Below are 22,033 nucleotides of genomic sequence, written 5' to 3' on the forward strand. Positions count from 1 at the left end.
ATGGGTATAAGAGCAAGGGGAGAAGGGCCGGGGCGGGGCCTGTCCGCCTCCGGGCGGGAGCGGTCGATGGCCGCCACCCGCGAGGCGCTGGAAGGCCTGTTCGAGCCCGAACGCGACTCCCTGCGCCTGGCGCCCGAGCGGCTCGCCGAGGCCTTCCAGTTCCTCACCATGGCGGCGGGCCGGGGCACGTCCCCGCTCAGCTCGGCCGAGCTGGTGGAGCTGTTCCTGCACGGGGCGTTCAAGGACGGCGCGGCCGGGTGATGGACCTGTACGGCGACCTCGCACCCGGCGGCCGGAGGGCGGTGACGTACGCCCTGCTCGGCTGCGCCTTCCTGGCCATGCTGGACGGCACCGTGATCGGCACCGCGCTGCCGCGCATCGTCCCGGCGGCCTGCTGACCGATCACGCGAGCTGGCGCTGGGCGTTCCTGATCAACCTGCCCGTCGGCGCGGCGGCCGCCGCCGTGGTCGCGGTCGTCCTTCCGGGACGCCGCCCTGCCACCACCGTGCCAGGCAGGCTGGACGCGGCGGGCATCGGGCTGCTCGCCACCGGCCTGTCGCTGGTGCTGGTCGGTCTCAGCCTCAAGGGCAACACCGCCCGCGCCTGGGGCGACCCGGCCGTGCTCGGCACCCTGCTCGCAGGGCTGGCGCTGCTGGCCGTGCTCGTTCCCGTCGAACGGCGGGCCGCCGTCCCGGTGCTCCCTCCCCACCTCCTGCGCCGCCGCACGTACGCGGCCCTGCTCGCCGGCGGGTTCTTCTTCCAGCTCGCGGCCCTGCCCGTGGGCATCCTCCTGCCCCTCTACCTCCAGCACGTACGCGGCCTGTCCGCCACCGCCTCCGGCCTCCTGGTGCTGCCGCTCCTGGTGGGTATGACCGCGGGCAACCGGCTGGCGGCCGTCCTCATCCTCCGCTCAGGGCACACGAAACCGGTGCTGCCGGCCGGGGCGGGCCTGCTCACGACCGGCTCGGCCGCGTTCTTCGCGCCCGGCCCCGAGACGTCCCCGATCCTGTTCGGCGCCTGGTTGCTGCTGGCGGGCCTCGGCGCCGGCCCCGCGATGGGCGGCATCACGATCGCCACCCAGAACAGCGTTCCCCGCGCGGACATGGGCACGGCCATGGCGGGATCGGCGCTCACCAAGCAGCTCGGCGGCTCCTTCGGCCTGGCCTGCGCCCAGTCGCTCATGGCCGGCTCCGGGATCACGGCCGCCGGCGTGGGCCCGCGATCGCCCGGCTCGGCACGGTGGCGGGGCTGCTCGCGCTCACCGCCATCCTGCTGATGCGGGACGTCCCCGTCACGAGCCCGCCGGCGCCCCAGCAGGTCGCCGCCCGCTCCTGAGCCGCCGGAAAAATCGCCTGCCGGGGAATGTCCGGCCGCCTGCCGGGGTTATATGACGCGTGGCCGGTGTGATCAGTGTCCCCGGGCCTCACCTATTGCCTTCGCGGACTACCGTTCGGCTGGAGCCGCGTTGTGCCTTTCGCCGAGAGGCGACCTGCACACCGGTGCGCACTCGTGGAGCGCCCGCCCTCCCCGGAGGGCGGGCGCTTCGCGCGTCTCAAGCCCTCCCGTAATAGGGATCGGTGACGCCGCCGGGGGAGGCCAGGGCCTCGGTGTCGAGCCGGGTCAGCCTGGCCCCAGCCAGGTAGGCGCTGTCGAGGAACTCCAGCACCGCCGTCACCGGGTCCTCCAAGCCCCGCACGTCGTCGTAGCGGAGCACGGCCAGGTGGCTGCCCCTGGCCGGCAGCCATTCGGCCTGCGCGGGCCGCAGCGGCTCGCGCTCCAGCCCGTCGGGCTCGGGCGCGGTGTAGGAGTAGAACGCCGGCCATGGACGTTCTTTGTCGCCGAACCAGAAGCCCGAGCTGATGACCTCCCAGCTGTAGGCCTCCCGGGTCACCGGGTCGGCGTCGGGCGAGACCCGGACCACCCGCCCGGTGAACCGGGTGACGGCGATGTCGAACGTGTGCCAGAAGTGGTGCACCGGGCTCGTCTTGCCGGCGAAGCCGGCGGCGAACCGGTCGAGGAGCTGCACCACCTGCGACAGGACCCGCCAGTAGCGGTTGATCAGGACGGGGTCGTAGCGGGCGTGCAGGCTGTCCTCCGGGAACGGCGTGTCGTCCCCCATGTCGAACGGCACCGCCCAGATCTCGGGCCGGATGCCGAGCCCGGCCAGGGTGTCGAACAGCCGGTCGTGGAACGACGCCACCGACCGCCCGACCAGGCCGAACTCCGCGCTGCGCCCGTCGAGCAGGTCGATCACCAGGCGGTGACGGACGAGGTCGAAGTCGATGCAGAACAGCGGCTGCTCGCCCAGGCCTCCCATGGGCCGCGTGGTGAGCCCTCGCCCGGTCGGGTGGAAGGGAACCTGCCACCAGTGATTGCGCCGGTTGCTCGAAGCCAGCCGGATCTTGCCCACGATCTGCGCGAACCTGTGGAAGGTCTCTTTGGCCTCCGTCCACTCGGCGAGCGGCATGGCGGGAAAAAGCTCCATGACGGCCCCCTTCTGGTGCTTTCCCCGCCATCGTAACTACCAGGAGTGTTCGAACGGCTCTCCGGGGTCATGGGCGGAGGCGGCGGTCATCCGGAGCTGACGTATTTCCTGGGGCGCAGCGCGTGAGCCCGCAGCGCCGCCAGCGCGGCCAGCTGGCCGGGACGGCGCATCCGCACCGCCAGCTCGTCGCTGTACGCCAGCTCCAGGGCCGTGAGCTGGGCGACCAGGTCGGTCACCGGTGCGGAGACGTCCTCCAGGCTCGTCGCGGGATGCCAGCCCTCACCGCCCACCACCTCCGCCACCCGCTCGCGCAGCTCGGCGGGCGACATCAGGGTGCCGTCGGCGAGCAGCATGAGCGCGGCCTCGCGGGCCGACACCTCGAACTCGTGCTCGCCCCTGGCCAGCAGCAGCTTGGTGACCGCCGACCACATGGCCTTCGGAGACCTGAGCAGGCGTTTGCCGCGCTCGGTGATGATCAGCTTGGCGCCCTCGCGGCTGATCGCGCCCAGCTCGCGTTCGGCGAGCTCGCGCAGCCTGAGCGCCTCCGGCGACGGGGCCAGCCGCAGCGGCAGGCTGCCTTCCGAGGTGGCGGCCAGGGAGAGCAGGCGGTGCAGGGCCGGCAGGGGTTGCGGGGTCACGGGCGCGTGCAGGCGCACCTCGAACGGCTGGGCCAGCTCCCGTCTGGCCGGGCCGCGGCCCAGCACCCAGCGGTTGAGCCGCTCGCCGTGCACCCGGTTGAGCCAGCTGTCGCCGCCGAGCTCGGCCCGTGGCTCGGTGAGCCAGCGGCGGGTGAGCGCGGTGCGGTCGACGCTCGCGCGGGCGACGATGGCCAGCTCGAGCGCGGCGGAGCAGGCCAGGTGGGCGCCCAGCTCCTCCGGGCCCATGATCATGCTCCACTGGAGTTCGGGCACGTCGGGCGGGAGCACGCCCGTGGCCTCGAGCGCCTGCTGGTAGGCGCTCGCGCCGGAGTCCTCGCCCTCGCGGGCGTACGTGCGCAGAATCTTGATCGTCGTGGGGGACGTGCACAGGTCGGCGTACCGCTCCAGCCCACCGAGCCGCAGCAGTTGTCCGAGCGAACGTGCGAGGCGCTCGTGGTCGCCTCCTGGCTTGAGCGGCCCTACCTTGATCGGCAGGGTGTACCAGAGGAACTCGCAGACGTCGAGCTGGGTTACCGTCTCCAGCGGCTCCCCACCCGTCAACCATTCGACGGCGGTCCTGGCCTCTTCGGCAAGGTCCGGCTGAGAGCGCTCCAACTCGGCGAGAAGGGCGGTGACATCCGGTGCACTCATGCCTCGAAGTTTGCCGTATCGACCCCGGACCTGACGATGTCCGAAAGCGGTGCGTATCGGGTCTTGCACTGCGACTGCCCTAAGAAACCACTATTGAGCCGACCGAAACGTGATCATATCCACCGCTTCTCGAACAGCATGCGCGCCTTCCACTCGGTGTACGGGATGAGCTCGCCCGACAGGACCGGGTGCAGCCACCAGAAGTTGATCAGTGCGAGCAGGGCGAAGGCGCCGACGGCGGCGGCGCCTACGGTACGCCGCACGGGCATGGAGCCGTCGGCCCTCGGCTTGGCCGGCCCGATGAGCAGCCCCGCGCACAGCGTGATGGCCAGCACCATGAACGGCACCATCGGGATGGCGTAGAAGAGGAACATGGTGCGGTTGCCGGCGATGGCGAAGTAGAACCACGGCAGCCAGCCCATGGCGTAGGCCAGCAGCACGGCGCCGGCCCGCCAGTCGCGTGAGGAGACGTACCACGCGATGAGGGCCACCAGCGCCGCCACCGCGCCGAACCAGATCACCGGCGTGCCCACACCCAGCACGGCCTCCGAGCAGTCCTTGACGCCGCAGGCGTTCTGCTTGGCCTCGTAGTAGAAGGCCACGGGACGCAGCAGCAGCGGCCACTGCCACGGCTCGGACATGTAGGGGTGGGAGGTCTCCAGCCCGCTGTGGAAGGTGAAGACCTGCCATTGGTACTGGACCCACGACCGCATCGAGTCGAAGACGAAGTAGAGCGGCCCGGCCGAGGTGGCCTGGTCCCAGTTGCGGCCGTAGCCGGTGGCGTTGACGAACCAGCCCGTCCAGGTGGCCATGTACGCCACGAACGGCACCGCCGCGAAGGCCAGGGCCCCCTGCGGCACGTCCTTGTTGAGCGCCCCCATGTAGGGGCTGCGCAGCCCCACGGCCCTGCGTGCCCCGAAGTCCCACATCAGCGACATGATCGCGAACGCCACCGCGAACGCCAGGCCCGACCATTTGACCGACATCGCGAAGGCCAGGCACACGCCGGCGGCGATCCGCCACCACCTGATGCCCAGCGGCGGCCCCTGCGGCGACAGGGGCGAGGTCTCGTACCAGGAGACCAGCCGTTCCCGCGCCTGGTCGCGGTCGGCCACCAGGCAGGCGAACGCGGCCAGCACCCAGAACATCAGGAAGATGTCGAGCAGCGCCGTGCGGGAGAGCACGAAGTGCAGCCCGTCGAGGGCCAGCAGCAGGCCGGCGAAGCAGCCGAGCAGCGTCGAGCGGGTCATCCGCCGCGCCACCCTGGCCAGGACGAGGATCGACAGGGTGCCGAGCAGCGCGGCGGCGAAGCGCCAGCCGAACGGGTTGAGCCCGAACAACCACTCGCCCGCGCCGATCATCCACTTGCCCAGCGGCGGGTGCACGACGTAGGAGGCGCACTTGTCCATGGTCTCGGCCGTGCACGACTGCCAGATGCCGCCGGTGTCGCCGGCGATGATCGCCTTGTCGGCGTCCTTGACCGCGACCCGCTCGACACCCCAGGTGATCAGCGAGTAGCCGTCCTTCATGTAGTACGTCTCGTCGAACACCACGGCCTTGGGATGGCCGAGCTGGAGGAACCGGAGGATCCCTCCGAACACGGTGATCAGCAGCGGGCCGGCCCACCCCCACAACACGCTTCCGCGCATGGGAGGGAGCACCCGATCGCGTACGGACCGGGCGGCCTCGTGCTGGCCGTCGCCGGCCTCCGAGTCGTCAAAGGCCTGGTACGGGGAATCGGTCACCGCCATTCGGCCATCGTACGGGCCCCCAGCGGAAAGCCATGCAGAAACACCGTCTAATGGGGATACCCTGCCACAATGGTCAGGTGACTGGAGACGGCGGCAGGCTGGTGCTGGCAGGAGCCCCCATTGGCCAGGCGGGCGACGTCTCGCCACGCCTGCGCGAGGCGCTCGAAGACGCCGACGTGGTGGCCGCCGAGGACACCCGGCGGCTGCGCAGGCTCGCCGCGGAGCTGGGGGCGGAGATCACCGGCCGGGTCGTGTCCTACTACGACCAGAACGAAGCGGGCCGGGCCCGGGAGCTCGTCGAGCTGCTGCGAGAGGGCCGCACGGTCGTCGTGATCACCGACGCCGGGATGCCGGGCGTGTCGGACCCGGGCTACCGCCTGACGAACCTCGCGGTCGAGGCGGGCGTCACGGTCACCGCGCTGCCGGGCCCGAGCGCCGTCACCACCGCCCTGGCCGTGTCGGGGCTGCCGAGCGACCGGTTCTGCTTCGAGGGTTTCCCGCCGCGCAAGCCGGGCGAGCGCGCCCGCCGCCTGGCCGCGCTGGCGGGCGAGGAACGCACGATGGTCTTCTTCGAGGCGCCGCACCGGCTGGCGAGCTCCCTCACCGCCATGGCGGAGGCGTTCGGCCCCGGCCGCGCGGCGGCGGTCTGCCGCGAGCTGACCAAGACCTACGAGGAGGTGCGCCGGGGCGGCCTCGGCGAGCTGGCCGCCTGGGCGGAGGGCGGCGTCAAGGGCGAGATCACGGTCGTGGTCGCCGGTCATGTCGCGGGGGCGGAAGAGCAGGACATGGACGCGCTCGTCGCGCAGGTCGACCGGATGGTCGCCGAGGGGACGCAGCGCAAGCTGGCCGTCGCCGAGGTGGCCAAGGGCGCGGGCATCCCCAAGCGCGAGCTTTACGATCTGGTGCACAGGAGATCAGCGACACCATAAGGTGCGCTTCGTGAGAAATTGGGGGGCATCACCGCGTCGACTGATCCCGCCGATGCAGGACGGCGTCCTGCTGGGCTGGGTGGGGCCGATCGTGGTGGCGATCTTCGGCGGCATCCTCCGTTTCGTCCGGCTCGGCGATCCCAAGTCCGTCGTCTTCGACGAGACGTACTACATCAAGGACGCGTACTCGCTGCTGGCGTACGGCGTCGAGCGGAGCATGCTCGGCGACTCCGAGAACCCCATCGCCGACCGTCGTCTCATCGCCGGCAACCTGGACATCTTCAAGCAGTGCGCGCAACCGTCCGACTGCGCGTCGTTCGTGGCCCATCCGCCGCTGGGCAAGTGGATGATCAGTGTGGGCGAGTGGTTGTTCGGGATGAACCCGTTCGGCTGGCGCTTCGCCGCCGCGCTGATCGGCACCCTGTCGATCCTGGTCATGGCCAGGGTGGCGCGGCGGATGACCCGCTCGACGCTGCTCGGCTGCCTGGGCGGGCTGCTGTTGGCGCTCGACGGGCTGCACCTGGTGCTGTCGCGCACGGGGCTGCTCGACATCTTCCTGATGTTCTGGGTGCTGGCCGGATTCGCCTGCCTGGTGGCCGACCGGGACCAGGCGCGGGAGCGGCTGGTCGCCTGGTACGAGAGCTCGCCCGTCGCCGGCATGGGGCCGCGGCTAGGGCTGAGGCCCTGGCGGATCGCCGCGGGCGTCTGCCTCGGCGCCGCGTGCGCGGTCAAGTGGTCGGGCGTCTTCTTCCTGCTCGCGTTCGCCGTCATGAGCCTCATGTGGGACATGGGGGCCAGGCGGGCGCTGGGGGCGCGCGAGCCGGTCAGGGGGGCGCTGGCGTACGACCTGCCCGGCGGGTTCGGGGCGATGGCGCTCGCCTCCGCGGCGACGTTCACGGCGTCATGGGCCGGGTGGTTCGCCAGCGCGGACGGCTGGGGGCGCAACTGGGCCCAGGCCACCTCGTCGGGACCGGCGTTCTTCGTCGTGGACTCGGCGCGGTCGTGGGTGCAGTACCAGCTGCAGGTGCTCGGCTTCCACAGCGGGCTGGACACCTACCACCAGTACATGTCGGAGCCCTGGCAGTGGCCCGTGTTGTTGAGGCCCGTCACCTTCCACTACGCCGGGGACCTGCCGCCGTCGGCGTGCGGGGCCGACAAGTGCTCGCAGGCCGTGATCGGGGCCGGTACCCCCGCCCTCTGGTACGGAGCCGCGCTCGCGCTGATCGCCCTCGTCGTGTGGTATTTCAACACCCGCGACTGGCGGGCCGGCGCCGTGCTGCTGGCCTACGCGGTCGGCTGGCTGCCGTGGTTCTACTACGCCATCGCCGACAACCGGACGATGTACCTGTTCTACATGATCCCCGTGGTGCCGTTCATGGTGCTGGCGCTCGTGCTGGTGGCGGGGCTGATCCTGGGGAAGGCCGCGGCCACGCCCGCACGGAGGGCGTCCGGGGCCGCGGTCGTGGGCGCGTTCGCGCTCATCGCCCTGGTCAACTTCTGGTGGCTTTATCCCGTGCTGACCGCCGAGACCATCGCACACGCAGAGTGGTGGGCCCGGATGTTCCTGCGCTCTTGGGTGACCGTCGCGCCGAAGTGACGCCCCTGCGCAGCGTGATCGCCGCCGCGATGCAGGCCAGCGGCACGGCGGGAAGCACGTAGCGGTAGTCGAACTCCGCCGTCGCGGCCGGGGCCAGCAGCAGCCCGAACGCGCCGAGCCACGGCAGCACGACCGGGCCGCCGAACTTGCGCCACCGGACCGCGACGCCGTACAGGCCGATCAGCAGGATCCCGCCGATCACGATGCCGCGCAGGTAGAACACCTTCTGGTAGCCGCTCATGATGTCGGCCCACGGATGCACGATCTTCGTCTCGGGCGGGCCCTGCTCGTAGCTGAACGCGTCGGTGTCGGTGCGGCCGCCCGCGTACGACGACCACTTCGGCAGCCGCTTGGGCTGGCCGTTCTCGTCGATCTCGTAGTAGGGCTTGAACTGGTACATGTTGTACGTCGACTCGTCGGGGAAGCGCGGCCGGGCCCAGTGGAACGACCGGAAGAAGTCGCGCACGACCACCTGCAGATAGTCGCCGGGCTGCGACAGGATCGCCCGCGTGGCGAACTTGCTGGCCGCCTCGTTGGTGATCTCGCTGAACTTCTTGTTGGTGCCCCAGCGGTGCAGCACCTCGCCGGTGCCCGTGCCGTCGCCGTTGCCCTGCCCCCACAGATACCACTGGGCGTAGTCTTTGCGCTGGTTGACCGGGTCGTTGATGCACAACAGCAGCAGCTGCACCTCTGTGTACTTGTCGATGTCCATCTTGTTGCAGTCGGCGAAGATGGCCGTGCGCATGTACAGGATGAGGCCGTCGCTGTTGGTCATGGCGAATTTGCCGTACGCGGAGGCGAACCAGCCCATGTAGGCCAGCACCGGGATCGCGCAGGCCGTGATGACGGCCGTGATGGGCCGCCAGCCGGTGCGCTTGACCAGGAGATAGAGCACCACCAGGGCCAGGATGGGCAGGCCGATCGAGCGGGTCAGCCACGTCAGCGCCAGCAGCAGGCCGATGACGGCGCCCGCCTGCCACGTCAGCCGCCGCTTCCACAACACCATCGTGATCACGCCGACCACGAGCAGCATGAACATGGTGTCGGACATCACCAGCTGCTCCAGCTGGATCTGGTAGGCGTCGAACAACACCGGCGCGGCGGCCAGCGTCGCCCCCCACTTCGGCAACCTGAACTTGATGCGCAGCAGCGCGTAGATCAGGCAGGCCGTGGCCAGGCCCATCAGGTGCTGCGTCAGGACCACCAGGGTGAAACTGTGGAACGGCTTGAGCAACATCAGCCAGAAGCTGTAACCGTCGGGCCTGATCGGGTGGGGCCTCGGGTGCAGGGCCACCGAGACGTACTCGTACGAGTCGTTGAACCACATGGCCGGGCCGTAGCCGAGCATGGTGATGAGCCGCAGCACGGCGCCGACGCCGAAGGCCGCGGCGAACACCCGATGCCGGCGCACCATGGACAGCGCACGGGCTGCCGGGCCAGGAGCGGAGTGGTCCACAGGGGTAATCTCCGCGACGCTCACCATGCTGTAAAGAATGCCAGTCGTTTTTGGGTCTTGACCCGACCACACTCGGGCACAGGGCATGATGGTTGACTGGAACAGCCTTAACTGAAGGGTAGACACGTGGAACTGACGGTGGTCATGCCCTGCCTCAACGAGGCGGAGACCGTGGAAGTCTGTGTGCGCAAAGCACTGGCGTGCATGGAGGAGCACGGCATCGAGGGCGAGGTCCTGATCGCCGACAACGGCAGCACGGACGGCTCGCAACAGCTGGCCCGTGATGCCGGCGCCCGCGTTGTCCACGTCGATGAGAAGGGCTACGGCAACGCCCTCATGGGCGGGATCCGGGCGGCGCGCGGCAAGTTCGTGATCATGGGCGACGCTGACGACTCCTACGACTTCACCTCACTGCTGCCGTTCGTCGAGCAGTTGCGCGACGGCGCCGACCTGGTGATGGGCAACCGCTTCAAGGGCGGCATCGCCCCGGGGGCCATGCCTCCGCTCCACCGCTATCTCGGCAACCCGGTGCTGTCGTTCATCGGCAGGCTGTTCTTCCCTTCGGCGATCGGCGACTTCCACTGCGGGCTGCGCGGCTTCAGGCGCGATTCCATCCTGCGGCTGCAGTTGCAGACCGGCGGCATGGAGTTCGCCTCGGAGATGGTGGTCCGCTCCACGCTGTCCGGCCTCGACGTGCGCGAGGTGCCCACGACGCTCTCGCCCGACGGCCGCTCACGCCCGCCGCACCTGCGCTCGTGGCGCGACGGCTGGCGCCACCTGCGTTTCCTGCTCCTCTACAGCCCCAAGTGGCTGTTCTTCTACCCCGGCGTGCTGATGATGATCATCGGCCTGGTCGCGAGCACCGCGCTGACGTTCGGCCCGGTCGAGATCGGCGAGCTGGCCTTCGACGTCGACACGCTGGTCGGCACGTCCGCGCTGATGGTGATCGGCTTCCAGGCCGCGCTGTTCGCGCTGTTCACGAAGGTCTACGCGGCCGAGGAGGGTTTCCTGCCCGAATCGCCGCGCATCCGCAGGATCATCGACATCGTGACCCTGGAGAAGGGGCTCGTGGTGGGCGGCCTGCTTGCGCTGGCCGGCCTGGTCGGGCTGGTGATGTCGCTGGTGCACTGGCAGGTGCGCAGCTTCGGCGAGCTCAACCCGCGCGAGTCGCTGCGGCTCGTCGTGCCGTCGGCGACGGCGCTCGTCATGAGCTTCCAGACGATCTTCGCCTCGCTGTTCATCAGCATCCTGGGCATCCGCCGCACACGCGAGAGCTCCATCGACGTGGCCGCCAAGGCGGCAGAGGAGGCCGCCGAGGCGATCTCCCTGGAGAAGTCAGAGCGATAAGCACTTTTTACGCGAGCCGGGGTCGTCCAGCCGCCGACCCCGGCTCGCGCCTGTCCAGGGAAACGCCCTCTGACCGGTCAGTGGCGCGCCGCCGCTACGGAGCGCCTCTCAGCCCGGGCCGTGGCCAAGGCGTGAACCACGGAACACGGGCAAGGGCGGGCTCGCGTTGCGGTGGGTCAGCGGTGAAGGGTCAGAGGCCGTTTCCTGGAGGGCCCTCAGCCGGAGTGCGGCGGGTGGCTGGCCGCGGCAACGCGTAACGAAGGATTCTCCGATGACGTGCGGGTGGCGGACCACCGGCGACCGTAACAAATGAATGCCGAAGACCCGTAGGCTAAGGACCATGTCCCAGCACATCTTGACCGCCGTCGCGTGGCCGTACGCTAACGGCCCTCGCCACATCGGGCACGTCTCAGGTTTCGGCGTGCCGTCCGACATCTTCAGCCGCTACCAGCGGATGGCGGGCAACAAGGTGCTGATGGTCTCCGGCACCGACGAGCACGGCACACCGATCCAGGTGCAGGCCGACAAGGAGGGCGTCAGCGCCAAGGAGCTGGCCGACCGCTACAACCGCGTCATCGCCGAAGACCTGACCGGGCTCGGGCTCGGCTACGACCTGTTCACCAGGACGACGACGAGAAACCACTACGCCGTCACGCAGGAGATCTTCAAGGGTCTCTACGACAACGGCTACATCTTCCCTCAGACCACGATGGGCGCAATCTCGCCGTCCACGGGCCGCACGCTGCCCGACCGCTACATCGAGGGCACCTGCCCCATCTGCGGTTACGACGGCGCGCGCGGCGACCAGTGCGACAACTGCGGCAACCAGCTCGACCCGATCCAGCTGATCAACCCGGTGAGCCGCATCAACGGCGAGACGCCGGTGTTCGTCGAGACCGAGCACTTCATGCTCGACCTGCCCGCCTTCGCCGAGGTGCTCGGCTCCTACCTGCAGTCCAAGCAGGGCGAGTGGCGGCCCAACGTGCTGAAGTTCGCGCTCAACCTGCTCGGCGACCTGCAGCCGCGGGCGATCAGCCGCGACCTCGACTGGGGTGTGCCGATCCCGCTCGACGGCTGGCGCGACCAGCCCAACAAGCGGCTCTACGTGTGGTTCGACGCCGTCATCGGCTATCTGTCGGCCTCGATCGAGTGGGCCAGGCGCTCCGGCGACCCCGACGCGTGGCGCCAGTGGTGGCAGAATCCCGACGCCCGCGGCTACTACTTCATGGGCAAGGACAACATCGTCTTCCACGCCGAGATCTGGCCGGCGATGTTGTTCGGCTACAGCGGGCGGGGCGACCGCGGCGGCACGCCCGGCTCGCTGGGTGCGCTCGACGTGCCGTCCGAGGTGGTCTCCAGCGAGTTCCTGACGATGGAGGGCCGCAAGTTCTCCTCCTCCCGCCAGGTCGTCATCTACGTGCGCGACTTCCTCGAGCGCTACGACGCCGACGCCCTGCGCTACTACATCGCGGTGGCCGGCCCGGAAAACCAGGACACCGACTTCACCTGGCAGGAGTTCGTCAACCGCAACAACGGCGAGCTGGTCGCGGCCTGGGGCAACCTGGTCAACCGGTCGATCTCGATGGCGGCGAAGAACTTCGGGGCCGTGCCCGAGGCCGGCGACCTGACCGACGCCGACCGGGCGCTGCTGGAGCGGTCGCGCAACGCGTTCGGCCCGGTGGGCGAGGAGCTCGGCAGGTCGAGGTTCAAGAACGCGATCGGCGAGGCGCTCGACGTGGTCCGCGAGGCCAACAAATACCTGGCCGAGCAGGAGCCGTGGAAGCTCAAGGGCGACCCCGAGCGGCAGAAGTCGATCCTGCACGTGGCGCTCCAGGTGGTCGACGACGCCAAGACGATGCTCACGCCGTTCCTGCCCAGCTCGTCCACCAAGGTCCACGCCATGCTGGGCGGCGAGGGCGTGTGGTCGGGCATGCCGGAGATCCACGAGGTCGACGAGGACGGCGGCGACCCCTACCCGGTGATCACCGGCGACTACGACGGGGCGGCCCGCTGGGAGCACCAGCCCATCAAGCCGGGCACGCCGCTCGCGCCGCCGGTGCCGCTGTTCAAGAAGCTCGATCCGAAGGTCGTCGACGAGGAGCTGGCCCGCCTGGCCGAGTGACCTCATCGTCCTTGCGGCCGATGGCGGAGGCGGCCCTCTTGACCGGCTTCGCCATCAGGACCGCCCAGCGTCACCTCGCTCCCGCCGGCCCGCCATGCCCGGGTGCCGAGGATGCCGTACCGCGTGGGGGCTAACTTGGATGTCGTGACCAAGCTTCCCGCCGCGCCAGAGCCGCTTTCCGCACCCGTGTTCGACAGTCACTGCCACCTCGACATCATGGTCGGCAACCGGCAGGCGTCGTCCGGCGACCCGGTGGCGCAGGCCGCGCAGCAGGCGGCGGCCAGCGTGCGGAGCATCCTCGACGACGCGCGGGCCGTCGGGGTGACGCGGCTGGTCACGATCGGCTACGACCTGGCCTCCTCCCGGTGGAACGCCGAGGTGGCGGCCGAGCAGGAAGGCGTCTACGCCGGCGTGGCCGTCCACCCCAACGAGGCCCACGAGGCCACGCCTGAGGTGCTGGCCGAGATCGAGGCGCTGGCCCGGCGGCCGGAGGTGCGCGCGGTGGGGGAGACGGGGCTCGACTACTACCGCGACTGGTCGAGCAGGGACGACCAGCACGCGAGCTTCCGTGCCCACATCGAGATCGCCAAGCGCACCGGCAAGGCGCTGGTCATCCATGACCGCGAGGCGCACGACGACGTGCTGAAGGTGCTGGCCGAGGAGGGGGCGCCGGAGAAGGTGGTGTTCCACAGCTTCTCCGGCGACGCCGAGATGGCGAAAAAGTGCGTTGAAGCGGGATATTTCATGTCGTTCTCCGGCCCGGTGACGTACAAGAACGCCGCCTACCTGCGCGAGGCCGCCGAAGTCGCGCCCGAGCAGCTCATGCTGGTCGAGACAGACGCCCCTTACCTGCCGCCCGTCCCGCACCGCGGCAAGCCCAACGCCCCCTACCTCATCCCCATCACCCTTCGTTGCCTGGCGGAGGTCAAGGGCGCCCATCCGGACCGGTTGTGCGAGGCGATCAGCGCCAACGGAGTCACGGTCTTCGGCGAGTGGTGACCATCGTTTGGTGAATCGCCGGATCCGGCGGCACGACCACGGTTAGCGTTCGGGCGTTTCCCGCCCGTAACCGGAGGTGGTCCGTGCGAGGCAAGAGGCGCGCGCCGCGCCCGCCGATCCCGTGGCGCTCCCCGTGGACGCCCGTCGTGTGCCTGGCGGGCGCGGTGGCGCTCGGCACGCTCGTGGCGGCGTCGCTGCTGGTCAAAGAGGTCTTCGTGGTCGTGGACGGCGAGCAGGCGGCCGTCCGCGGCTTCGCGCGGACCGTGGAGGAGGTGCTCACCGACGCCGGGATCACGGTGGGCGCAGGCGACGTCGTACGCCCGGCCGCGCGGGAACACGTCGCCGACGGCACCGTCATCGAGGTGCGCCGCGCCCGCCCGCTCACGGTGACCGTCGACGGCCGCACGAGCACGCACCTCGTCACCGCCACGAACGTCGCGGACGCCCTGACCGAGCTGGACATCGAGGCGGCGCGGGGCACGCTCTCCGCGCCGCCGGGCCACGCGGTGCCGCTAGCGGGAATGTCGCTCACCGTCCACACCAGGCGCGAGGTGCACGTCGTCGCGGGCAACCGGCGGCTCACCTTGCGGACGACCGCCAGGACCGTACGGCAGGTGCTCAAGCAGAGGCACATCGCGCCGCGCCCCGGCTACCTGGTGACCCCGCCGCTGGGCAGCTTCCCCGAGGACGGCACGGTCATCACGCTCACCCCGCAGCACATCGAGCCGGTCAAGCCCGCCGTGACGCGGCTCGACTGGGCCGCCCTGGCCGACTGCGTCGCCCACGGCGACCCGCTCGCCTACAACCCCGACGGGCCCCACTACGGTCTGTACCAGTTCAGCATGCGCGTGTGGGAGGCGGTGGGCGGCATCGGGCTGCCGAGCAGCTGGCCCGCGGAGGAGCAGACCTACCGGGCCCAGCTCCTCTACCAGCAGGTGGACGGCGACTGGGAGAGCCAGTGGCCGGGCTGTGGCGACCGCCTGGTCCGCTGACCACGTGCCCCCCTGGCGACCGCCTGGTCCGCTGACGGCGTGTTGCGTTGGCGACCGCCTGGTCCGCTGACGGCGTGTTGCGCTGGCGACGCCTGTTTCGCTGACCGCGTGTCCCGCTAACCGGCCACCGACACCCCGAAGTCGGCGCCCTCGCGCGGCTGCAGCGGCCGCGGCGTCTCCGCGTTGCGGCCCGTCACCGCCACCCTCCCGTACGGCTGCGCGTCCGGCTGGCCCACGAAGAGCTTGTTGCCGCTGAAGGCCACCGACCAGCCGAACAGCCCGTCGCGGGTCGGCAGGATACGTTCCTCGGAGGCGTCCTGCCACGACACCACCCGGACGCCTCCGCCGTAGGGCGCGCCGATGGCCAGCCTGCCGTCCTCGGAGGTGGCCAGCGAGAAGCCGGACGCCTGCCTGCCTGCCTGCGTCACCGTGCGCATGGGCTTCCTGCTCTCGTCGAGCAGTTGCACGTTCCCCGGGCCAGGCGAGCTCACCGCGTACCCGGCGCCGTCGGCGTAGGCCACCGCGTAGCCGTACCTGTCGCCCGAGGCGTTGGTCGGCGAGTCCAGCTTCACCGTCGTCAGCTTGGTCGCCAGGACGTCGTCGATGAAGACGACCGAGCCCGAGTCGATCTTGCCGTCCTCGACCTGGCGGCCCAGGCCGTCGTCGTTCTCGTACGGGACGCCGACGAGCAGCCCGTTCCCCGGCCCGTACGCCATGGACCAGCCGAACTGGTCGCCCACCTCGCTGTTGCCCCGCACGTCCACGGACTCCTGGCTGATCCTGCGCAGCTCGCCCGTGCCCTTGCGCACGTAGAGGGCGCCCACGTCGAGCAGCCGGTTCTCGTCCTCGTACGGCGCGCCGATCGCCACCAGGTCGCCACGCGCGGCCAGCGACCAGCCGAAGAGCGCGAACCGCTGCGGCCGGGCCGCCGTCAGCCGCTGCGGGGGCGAGGAGCCCGCACCGTAGACGACGTAGGCGGCCCCGGCGTCCTCGACGCCGTCGACGTCCGCGTACGGGGCGCCGATCACCAGGTCGGCGCAGGCGTCACCGTCGACCTTCGCCAGGCGTACCGACCAGCCGAACGCGTCGCCCCTGGCCAGGCCGGGAACAACGACGGGAACGACCTTGCCGCCCGACAGCACGTGCACCGACCCCTTCTGCCCGTCGCCGAACGGGTCGCCCACCGCCACGTCGGCCACGCCGTCACCGTCGAAGTCGGACTCTCCCGCGCACGCCGCCCCTGAGGCGGACACGAGCGGCATTCCCGCGGCGAGCAGGAGCGCGACGAGGGCGGATCGGATCATCACAGCGTGACCTCGATCTGCTTGCCGTTCTCCAGCATCGTCGCCGTCATCTTCACGGGCTTGCGGTAGTTGGGCAGGTCGAACACGAACGCGCTGTCCACCCGCCCGCCGGGCAGGATGGCCGGGGGCAGGGTGACGGCGGCCGGATCGTGCTCGGCGCCCCGGTCGTCGACCATGGAGACGACCGGCTGGGCCAGCGGCTTCCGCTCGCCACCCGGATTGATCATCGTCCAGCGGATGACGCAGAACTGGCCCCTGGACGCCGTCGACCCCTCGTACGTCTTCAGCCCGCATTCCGGGGCGGAGGCGACGACGGCGACGGGGTCGTCGAAGTCCGCGCCCAGCGCGAATCTGCGGCCCACGTCGTTGGGGCGCGCGCCGGTGGCTCCCGGGGAGGCGGCGCCCACGTCGCCGGGGGTGGTGCCGGTACGGCCGGAGGTCACGATCAGCACGCCGGCCGTCACGACGATGGCCAGCACGGCGGCCGCGGCGGCGATGAGCCAGCGGGTGCCGGACGTCCTCGACCCGCCGAGCGTGGCCGGCTCGTCGTCGGCCCGGTCCGTGGGGGTGCTCCGCTCGCCGGGCCGGGTGTCCGTGCTGGTCGCGCCCGGCGGCTCCGGCCACCGTCCCGTGGGCTTTGTGCCGCGCTGGACGGGCTGCGGCGCTCCGTCCTGGTCGTGCCGGACGTCCCAGCGGGCCAGCTCGTTCCTGGCGGCCTGCTCCTCGCGCCGCGCCCTTTCCTCGACGGACGCCTGCGTCTGGCCGGACGAGCTCTCCCGAGGGTCTCCCGCACCGGGCTGCGGAACGCTGGAGCCCTCGTGACTCGGGTCGCCCGGCGGCTTCGGGCGGCCGGGGCCGGGAGGGCTTCCCGGGCTGCCGATCACCGGCTCCCGGCGGGTGGCGTCGTCCGGCCGGGGCGTCGTGAACGTGGCCGTGACGTCCGGATCGTCCTCCTGCGGCGGCCGCCAGTCGTTCAGCATCTCCGTCGCCACCAGCGTGGGCGGGTTGATCGACGGCGTGGGGGTGTTCCCTCCCACCAGCGCGATCAGCAGATCCTGCGCCGTCGGGCGCTGCGCGGGGTCCATCGAGGTGGCCAGCCGGACGAGGTCGTCCAGCGGCGCGGGCAGCGTACCCAGGTCGGGCTGGGTGTTCAGGACACGGTGGGCCAGCGTGATGGGGTCGCCCCGGCCGAACGGGTGCCGCCCGTTGCCCGCGTACGCCACCAGGCAGCCCCAGGCGAAGATGTCGGCCGCCGGGCTGACCGGCTCGCCGCGCACCTGCTCGGGCGCCCACCAGCCCGGGCTCCCCAGGAGCTCGCCGGAGAGCGTGAACCCGCTCTCCCGGTCGAGCGCCCTGGCGATCCCGAAGTCGATCACCCGGGGCCCGGACAGCGAGAGGATCACGTTCGCCGGTTTGAGGTCCCTGTGCACGAGCTCGGCCACGTGGATGGCCGCCAGCGCCGCCGCGACCCCCAGCGCGACGCCGTGCAGCGGGCCCGGATCCAGGGAGCCGTGCTTCGATATCTGGTCCGACAGGGGGGTGCCCGCGATGTACTCGGTCACCATGTAGGGCCTGCCGTCCCCGGTGTTGCCGTTGTCCAGCACCTGGGCCGTACAGAACGACGCCACCCGCCGGGCGCTGTCGACCTCCGCGTGGAACCTGGCCGCGAACCCCTCCTGGTTGGCGAACTCCGCCTTCACGACCTTGAGTGCCACGAACCGCCCCGTCGGCGCCCGTGCGAGGAACACGGTCCCCATGCCCCCCTCGCCTAACCGCCCGAGCAGGCGGTACGGCCCCACCTCCCGCAAGTCCGTCGGGCGTAGGGGCGCGGCGCCCGTTGGCTCCATGAGGGACGTCCCTTCCTGTTCCACGCCATCCTCTCCTTTGGTCTCCCCGTACGCCATCGCAGGTTCTTCGATGCGGGAGACTGATGGGATGATGAGGCTGTTGGGCCCTGCGGAAATACGTATTTTGGCGAACAAGCTAGATCTTCGTCCGACAAAAAAGCTAGGACAGAACTTCGTGATCGACGGGGGCACCGTCCGCCGCATCGTGCGCGTGGCCGATCTGTCCTCCGATGACGTCGTCATCGAAGTGGGGCCCGGCCTCGGCTCGCTCACCCTGGAGCTCCTGGCATCGGCCGCGCACGTGGTGGCCGTCGAGATCGATCCGGTGCTCGCCCACCAGCTTCCCATCACGGTCGCCGACCGAGGCGCCTCCGAGCAGCTCACGGTGATCAACGCCGACGCCATGAAGATCTCCGAGACCGACCTGCTGGGCTTCACCCCCACGGCCCTGGTGGCCAACCTCCCCTACAACGTGGCCGTCCCGGTGGTGCTCCACCTCCTGGAGGTCCTGCCGTCGCTGCGCAAGGGCCTGGTCATGGTGCAGTCGGAGGTGGCCGACCGCCTGGCCGCCGGCCCCGGCTCCAAGGTGTACGGGGTTCCGTCGGTCAAGGCCGCCTGGTACGCGGACGTGCGCAGGGCGGGCCCGGTCGGCCGGTCGGTCTTCTGGCCCGCACCCAACGTCGATTCCGGGCTGGTCTCCCTGGTCCGCCGCGAGCAGCCCGCCACGACGGCGTCGAGGGAACAGGTGTTCGCGGTGATCGACGCGGCCTTCGCGCAGCGCCGCAAGACCCTGCGCGCGGCCCTGGCCTCGTGGGCGGGCAGCCCGGCCCAGGCGGAGGCCGCGCTCAGAGCCGCCGGAGTGGACCCTTCGGCCCGCGGCGAGCAACTCGACATCCACGCGTTCGTCCGCATAGCCGAGTCCACCCCCTGATCGGCCCGCCCGACGGGAGCGCACCACGACCCGCCTGATCGTGCCGACCCCGGCATGCCCGGGATCGCCGCGGGCCGCGGGCCGTGCGCCGCCGGTCGTGCCGTGTCAGCGCTTCGGCCGGCGATGACGAGCGAACCAGGCTCGTGACGACCGCGGCACCAGGAGCAGCAGGATGGTCGCGCAACCGGCCGGGACGAGAGCGATGACGGCCCCGGCGATCAGCGGTGTGTACTCGCCCGCGACGGATCCGCCCTGCATGATGAGACCGACCAGTACGAGCCCACCTTGGAACAACGCGACGGCGCTGAAGACGATCGCAAGCAGTCTGGGACCGCGCCACCCCTGCCACAGTCCCCACGCTGTAGCGGCGCCTAACAGTCCGAAGAGCGCGAGGGACGTGCGGGTGACGATCAGCGCGGCAGAGATCAGACCGACCACTGTCACGGCCGTGATGACGGGCAGGGGAGGCATGGTTGCTTCCGGGGGGCACATGACGGGACACCCTATAGACCATGCTGTGGGGCCTTATCGCGTAGAACGCGCGGTCAGGGGGTGAAGTTGTGTGGGCTTGTCGCGCGGGACGTGCGGTCAGGGGTGAAGAGGGACACGTTGTGTGGGACGCGTCGGGCGGGACGTGCGGCCAGGGGTTGAAGACGGACACGGCCTGTGGGACGTGTTGCGCGGGACGTGCGGCCAGGGGGCGGAGATGGACACGTTGTGTGGGGCTTGTCGCGTAGAACGCGCAGCCCGAGGGCGAAGCGGCCCTTGACTTCGAACCGGCCCGAACCTCAACTCTCACCCCTATACGGTGCCGTCAGGGGTCGGTGGTGACCGTGCGGAGGCGGCCGTAGCGGTCGGTGAAGCGGGCGACCGGCCGGCAGTCGGCGCCTTCAGAGCCGAGCGGCACCTGCCACAAGCGCTCCCCGCGCTGGGCTCCACCCACAGCGAACCGCCGGCGTACGCCAGGCCGGACGCGAGGCCTCATCACCTGCCCTCGGGTCCAGATGCCCGCGGGCCCCTTGGCGAGGCGTCCACATAGCCATGGGCGGACCTCCGGGCAGGGCCTGTCCACAGCCCAGCACCGTCGCCACCCCGTCATCCACAGAACGCCGCTCGCCTCCTCCTCTCCTCACCCCGCCGGTTCATCCTGGCTTCCCGAACTCACGTACGAACCCGGGAGGCTCACATGCTCCGACGCATCGCACTCGTCTGGCTCGCCCTCGGCGGCGGCCTCTGCACCACGCTCCTCGCCGTCCCCGATCCGGCCCTGGCGCAGCTGAAACGCACCTCGACCAGAGGCGAGACAGCCGCCGCCGCGGCCCTCGGCCAGTTGGGCGTCTCCTTCAGCTGGGGCGGAGGTTCGGCGAAGGGCCCCACCATCGGCATCGGGAGAGGAGCCGCCACGACCGGCTTCGACTGCAGCGGCCTGACCCTTTACGCCTGGTCCAGAGCCGGGGTGCGGCTGAGCCACTACACCGGCGCCCAGTTCCGCCAGGGCCGCAGGATCCCGCTGAGCGCTCGCCGCCGAGGCGACCTGCTGTTCTTCGGCGGTGGCACGGGGGACCCCACCCACGTGGCCCTGTTCCTCAGCGGCGGCGTCATGATCCATGCCCCCAAGACGGGCGACGTGGTGCGAAAGGTCAACTTCCTACGCTCGCCCTACTTCCGCTCCGCATTCCGCGGTGTCGTACGCCCGGGCTGACCACTATCCGAGCCCGCCCCCGGGCCCGCCACGGCCAGGCTCGCCCCTCACCTTCCAGAACAGACCTCAACCAACTCCTTGACCAGGCCGGAGAGCAATGCCTGGTCCTCCTGCCTGGACGGCTCATATTCCATGAGCCCCAGGCCCGCCACCTCATACCGTTCGGCGATGGCGCCGACCAGAGCCAGGAGCTGATCAGGATGCAGCCCACCAGGCGTCGGACAGCCGACGCTCGCGAAGACCTGCGGATCGAGCACGTCAAAATCAATGTGCACATAAACGACCGCCGCGCCCCGCGAAGACCCGGCCGCTGCGTCGGCCGCCGTACTGGGAAAAGACCCGGCCGTTGTGTCGGCCGGGGTGTCGTGGGAGGACCTGGGTGTTGTGTCGGCCGGGGTGTCGTGGGAGGACCTGGGTGTTGTGTCGACCGCCGTGCCGCGCGAAGAATCGGCTGCTGCGTCGATAGGGGTGTCGTGGCAGGCCGCGACCGCCGTGTCGAGCGGAGTGCCGTGGCAGGCCGCGACCGCGTCCAGGAGGGCCGTGGCATCCGCCTCCCTGACATGCCGGATCCCCCGGGCTCTGACGAATTCCGCCTCTGCGGTGTCGAGATCGCGCCCGCCGGCCAGCACGATACGCTCCGGCCGCACCGCCACCTCCGGCACCAGCCCTTCGGGACCCTCTCCGGTGAGCGCGCGCAGCACCATCCCGTGATAAGCCCCGGAAGGCGACGACTCAGGCGTGTTCAGATCGCCATGAGCGTCGAACCAGACGACGACCAGCCGATCACCAAACCGCTTCCGCGCCGCCGCCACAGGCTCCAACTCGACCCCGCAGTCGCCGCCGACGGTGACCACCAGCCCATCACGCGCCCGCCCGACCGCCTCCCGTACCCTGGCGGCGGTGCCGACAAGATCGTCATCAGCGTCGACCGGCACCCGATGATCGGCGTCCACCATGTCGGCGAGCAACCGCGCGCCCTCCCTCAGGCGCTGCGCCGTGGGAGCCCCCGACCCCCGCCACTGCGGCACCTCGATCACCGTCACCTCAGCCAATTCACACACCCTCCTCACTCGCCACACCACCGCCCGGACCCAACCACCTACACCGTCCGCCGTCCGCCGTCCGCCGTCCTGACGAGCCTGCCGTCCTGACGAGGGTTGCGTCCACGGGAGTGGTGTACGAGTTTGGCCTGGTCGCAGGCGTGGCGTCGTGAAATGAAGACGGCCATCGAGTGATCCTTCGAGTAGCTAGATCGAGATCGAAGGAGAACCAGTCGATGGCC

18 protein-coding genes and 1 pseudogene are annotated in these 22,033 nt (G+C 70.5%); 11 read left to right on the forward strand and 8 right to left on the reverse strand.

What is annotated here, in order from left to right; genetic code table 11:
• From E1292_RS40185 to E1292_RS40190, 3 genes and pseudogenes are all read left to right on the forward strand, one after another.
• Nucleotides 1-261, forward strand: a pseudogene (locus E1292_RS40185) (TetR family transcriptional regulator); the annotation flags it as partial.
• Nucleotides 258-398 carry a hypothetical protein gene (locus tag E1292_RS54470; protein ID WP_246090659.1) on the forward strand — a complete coding sequence of 47 codons (141 nt, stop codon included), beginning with the start codon at nt 258-260 and terminating at the stop codon, nt 396-398. The pseudogene E1292_RS40185 and the gene E1292_RS54470, both read left to right, overlap by 4 nt.
• Nucleotides 399-436: 38 nt before the next feature.
• Nucleotides 437-1,276: an MFS transporter gene (locus tag E1292_RS40190; RefSeq protein ID WP_246090664.1), complete on the forward strand. Its 840-nt coding sequence runs from the start codon at nt 437-439 to the stop codon at nt 1,274-1,276.
• A gap of 276 nt (nt 1,277-1,552) precedes the next feature.
• On the opposite strand, the gene E1292_RS40195 is transcribed toward E1292_RS40190, so the two are convergent.
• From E1292_RS40195 to E1292_RS40205, 3 genes are all read right to left on the reverse strand, one after another.
• Nucleotides 1,553-2,485, reverse strand: a complete 933-nt coding sequence (locus E1292_RS40195; protein WP_132604022.1) for a DUF5996 family protein — start codon at nt 2,483-2,485, stop codon at nt 1,553-1,555.
• 86 nt (nt 2,486-2,571) lie between these two features.
• Complete coding sequence (locus E1292_RS40200; protein ID WP_165974992.1) at nt 2,572-3,774, reverse strand: hypothetical protein; 1,203 nt, start codon at nt 3,772-3,774, stop codon at nt 2,572-2,574.
• A 113-nt stretch (nt 3,775-3,887) separates the two neighbouring features.
• The gene (locus tag E1292_RS40205) at nt 3,888-5,525 is read right to left on the reverse strand and encodes a dolichyl-phosphate-mannose--protein mannosyltransferase (protein ID WP_132604025.1); all 1,638 of its coding nucleotides are present in this window, start codon (nt 5,523-5,525) and stop codon (nt 3,888-3,890) included.
• 50 nt (nt 5,526-5,575) lie between these two features.
• Between E1292_RS40205 and rsmI the strand changes: the two genes are divergently transcribed.
• Nucleotides 5,576-6,454, forward strand: a complete 879-nt coding sequence (gene rsmI / locus E1292_RS40210) for a 16S rRNA (cytidine(1402)-2'-O)-methyltransferase (protein ID WP_181958367.1) — start codon at nt 5,576-5,578, stop codon at nt 6,452-6,454.
• 52 nt (nt 6,455-6,506) lie between these two features.
• Complete coding sequence (locus E1292_RS40215; protein WP_132604030.1) at nt 6,507-8,051, forward strand: dolichyl-phosphate-mannose--protein mannosyltransferase; 1,545 nt, start codon at nt 6,507-6,509, stop codon at nt 8,049-8,051.
• On the opposite strand, the gene E1292_RS40220 is transcribed toward E1292_RS40215, so the two are convergent.
• Nucleotides 7,945-9,534 (reverse strand): hypothetical protein, encoded by a 1,590-nt coding sequence (locus E1292_RS40220; protein WP_246090661.1) that lies wholly within the window; start codon nt 9,532-9,534, stop codon nt 7,945-7,947. The two genes, E1292_RS40215 and E1292_RS40220, sit on opposite strands and share 107 nt — an antisense overlap.
• A 99-nt stretch (nt 9,535-9,633) precedes the next feature.
• Between E1292_RS40220 and E1292_RS40225 the strand changes: the two genes are divergently transcribed.
• From E1292_RS40225 to E1292_RS40240, 4 genes are all read left to right on the forward strand, one after another.
• Nucleotides 9,634-10,854 carry a glycosyltransferase family 2 protein gene (locus E1292_RS40225; RefSeq protein WP_181958368.1) on the forward strand — a complete coding sequence of 407 codons (1,221 nt, stop codon included), beginning with the start codon at nt 9,634-9,636 and terminating at the stop codon, nt 10,852-10,854.
• 340 nt (nt 10,855-11,194) lie between these two features.
• On the forward strand, nt 11,195-12,976 hold the full coding sequence (metG, locus tag E1292_RS40230; RefSeq protein WP_132604033.1) for a methionine--tRNA ligase: 1,782 nt from the start codon (nt 11,195-11,197) through the stop codon (nt 12,974-12,976).
• A gap of 111 nt (nt 12,977-13,087) precedes the next feature.
• Nucleotides 13,088-13,975: a TatD family hydrolase gene (locus tag E1292_RS40235; RefSeq protein WP_132604036.1), complete on the forward strand. Its 888-nt coding sequence runs from the start codon at nt 13,088-13,090 to the stop codon at nt 13,973-13,975.
• An 83-nt stretch (nt 13,976-14,058) separates the two neighbouring features.
• Nucleotides 14,059-14,967, forward strand: a complete 909-nt coding sequence (locus E1292_RS40240) for a resuscitation-promoting factor (protein ID WP_132604039.1) — start codon at nt 14,059-14,061, stop codon at nt 14,965-14,967.
• A 116-nt stretch (nt 14,968-15,083) separates the two neighbouring features.
• Here the strand turns inward: E1292_RS40240 and E1292_RS40245 are convergent, their stop codons facing one another.
• Complete coding sequence (locus tag E1292_RS40245; RefSeq protein WP_165974993.1) at nt 15,084-16,271, reverse strand: FG-GAP repeat protein; 1,188 nt, start codon at nt 16,269-16,271, stop codon at nt 15,084-15,086.
• Entirely contained in the window at nt 16,271-18,175 is a 1,905-nt protein-coding gene (locus tag E1292_RS40250) for a serine/threonine-protein kinase (protein ID WP_439331944.1), read from the reverse strand. The genes E1292_RS40245 and E1292_RS40250 overlap by 1 nt, the downstream gene beginning before the upstream one ends.
• A gap of 13 nt (nt 18,176-18,188) precedes the next feature.
• Here E1292_RS40250 and rsmA point away from each other — a divergent pair, with 13 nt between their 5' ends.
• Nucleotides 18,189-19,049, forward strand: a complete 861-nt coding sequence (gene rsmA / locus E1292_RS40255; protein ID WP_246090663.1) for a 16S rRNA (adenine(1518)-N(6)/adenine(1519)-N(6))-dimethyltransferase RsmA — start codon at nt 18,189-18,191, stop codon at nt 19,047-19,049.
• Nucleotides 19,050-19,154: 105 nt separating this feature from the next.
• Here rsmA and E1292_RS40260 read toward each other — a convergent pair whose 3' ends face one another.
• Nucleotides 19,155-19,520 carry a hypothetical protein gene (locus E1292_RS40260; RefSeq protein ID WP_132604045.1) on the reverse strand — a complete coding sequence of 122 codons (366 nt, stop codon included), beginning with the start codon at nt 19,518-19,520 and terminating at the stop codon, nt 19,155-19,157.
• A gap of 715 nt (nt 19,521-20,235) precedes the next feature.
• On the opposite strand from E1292_RS40260, the gene E1292_RS40265 reads away from it, so the two are divergent.
• Complete coding sequence (locus tag E1292_RS40265) at nt 20,236-20,751, forward strand: NlpC/P60 family protein (RefSeq protein ID WP_132604048.1); 516 nt, start codon at nt 20,236-20,238, stop codon at nt 20,749-20,751.
• Nucleotides 20,752-20,798: 47 nt separating this feature from the next.
• Here E1292_RS40265 and E1292_RS52375 read toward each other — a convergent pair whose 3' ends face one another.
• Entirely contained in the window at nt 20,799-21,794 is a 996-nt protein-coding gene (locus E1292_RS52375) for an arginase family protein (protein WP_246090665.1), read from the reverse strand.
• Between the last annotated feature and the right edge of the window lie 239 nt (nt 21,795-22,033).

This window comes from Nonomuraea deserti (assembly GCF_004348685.1).
GTDB lineage: Bacteria > Actinomycetota > Actinomycetes > Streptosporangiales > Streptosporangiaceae > Nonomuraea > Nonomuraea deserti.

Bases quoted from the DNA above. Each gene is read 5' to 3' on its own strand.
- E1292_RS40195 (WP_132604022.1), bottom strand. From the start codon at position 2,485: ATGGAGCTTTTTCCCGCCATGCCGCTCGCCGAGTGGACGGAGGCCAAA.
- E1292_RS40200 (WP_165974992.1), bottom strand. From the start codon at position 3,774: ATGAGTGCACCGGATGTCACCGCCCTTCTCGCCGAGTTGGAGCGCTCT.
- E1292_RS40205 (WP_132604025.1), bottom strand. From the start codon at position 5,525: ATGGCGGTGACCGATTCCCCGTACCAGGCCTTTGACGACTCGGAGGCC.
- rsmI (WP_181958367.1), top strand. From the start codon at position 5,576: ATGGGGATACCCTGCCACAATGGTCAGGTGACTGGAGACGGCGGCAGG.
- E1292_RS40215 (WP_132604030.1), top strand. From the start codon at position 6,507: ATGCAGGACGGCGTCCTGCTGGGCTGGGTGGGGCCGATCGTGGTGGCG.
- E1292_RS40220 (WP_246090661.1), bottom strand. From the start codon at position 9,534: ATGGTGAGCGTCGCGGAGATTACCCCTGTGGACCACTCCGCTCCTGGC.
- metG (WP_132604033.1), top strand. From the start codon at position 11,195: ATGTCCCAGCACATCTTGACCGCCGTCGCGTGGCCGTACGCTAACGGC.
- E1292_RS40235 (WP_132604036.1), top strand. From the start codon at position 13,088: ATGCCGTACCGCGTGGGGGCTAACTTGGATGTCGTGACCAAGCTTCCC.
- E1292_RS40245 (WP_165974993.1), bottom strand. From the start codon at position 16,271: ATGATCCGATCCGCCCTCGTCGCGCTCCTGCTCGCCGCGGGAATGCCG.
- E1292_RS40250 (WP_439331944.1), bottom strand. From the start codon at position 18,175: ATGGCGTACGGGGAGACCAAAGGAGAGGATGGCGTGGAACAGGAAGGG.
- rsmA (WP_246090663.1), top strand. From the start codon at position 18,189: ATGCGGGAGACTGATGGGATGATGAGGCTGTTGGGCCCTGCGGAAATA.
- E1292_RS40260 (WP_132604045.1), bottom strand. From the start codon at position 19,520: ATGCCTCCCCTGCCCGTCATCACGGCCGTGACAGTGGTCGGTCTGATC.
- E1292_RS40265 (WP_132604048.1), top strand. From the start codon at position 20,236: ATGCTCCGACGCATCGCACTCGTCTGGCTCGCCCTCGGCGGCGGCCTC.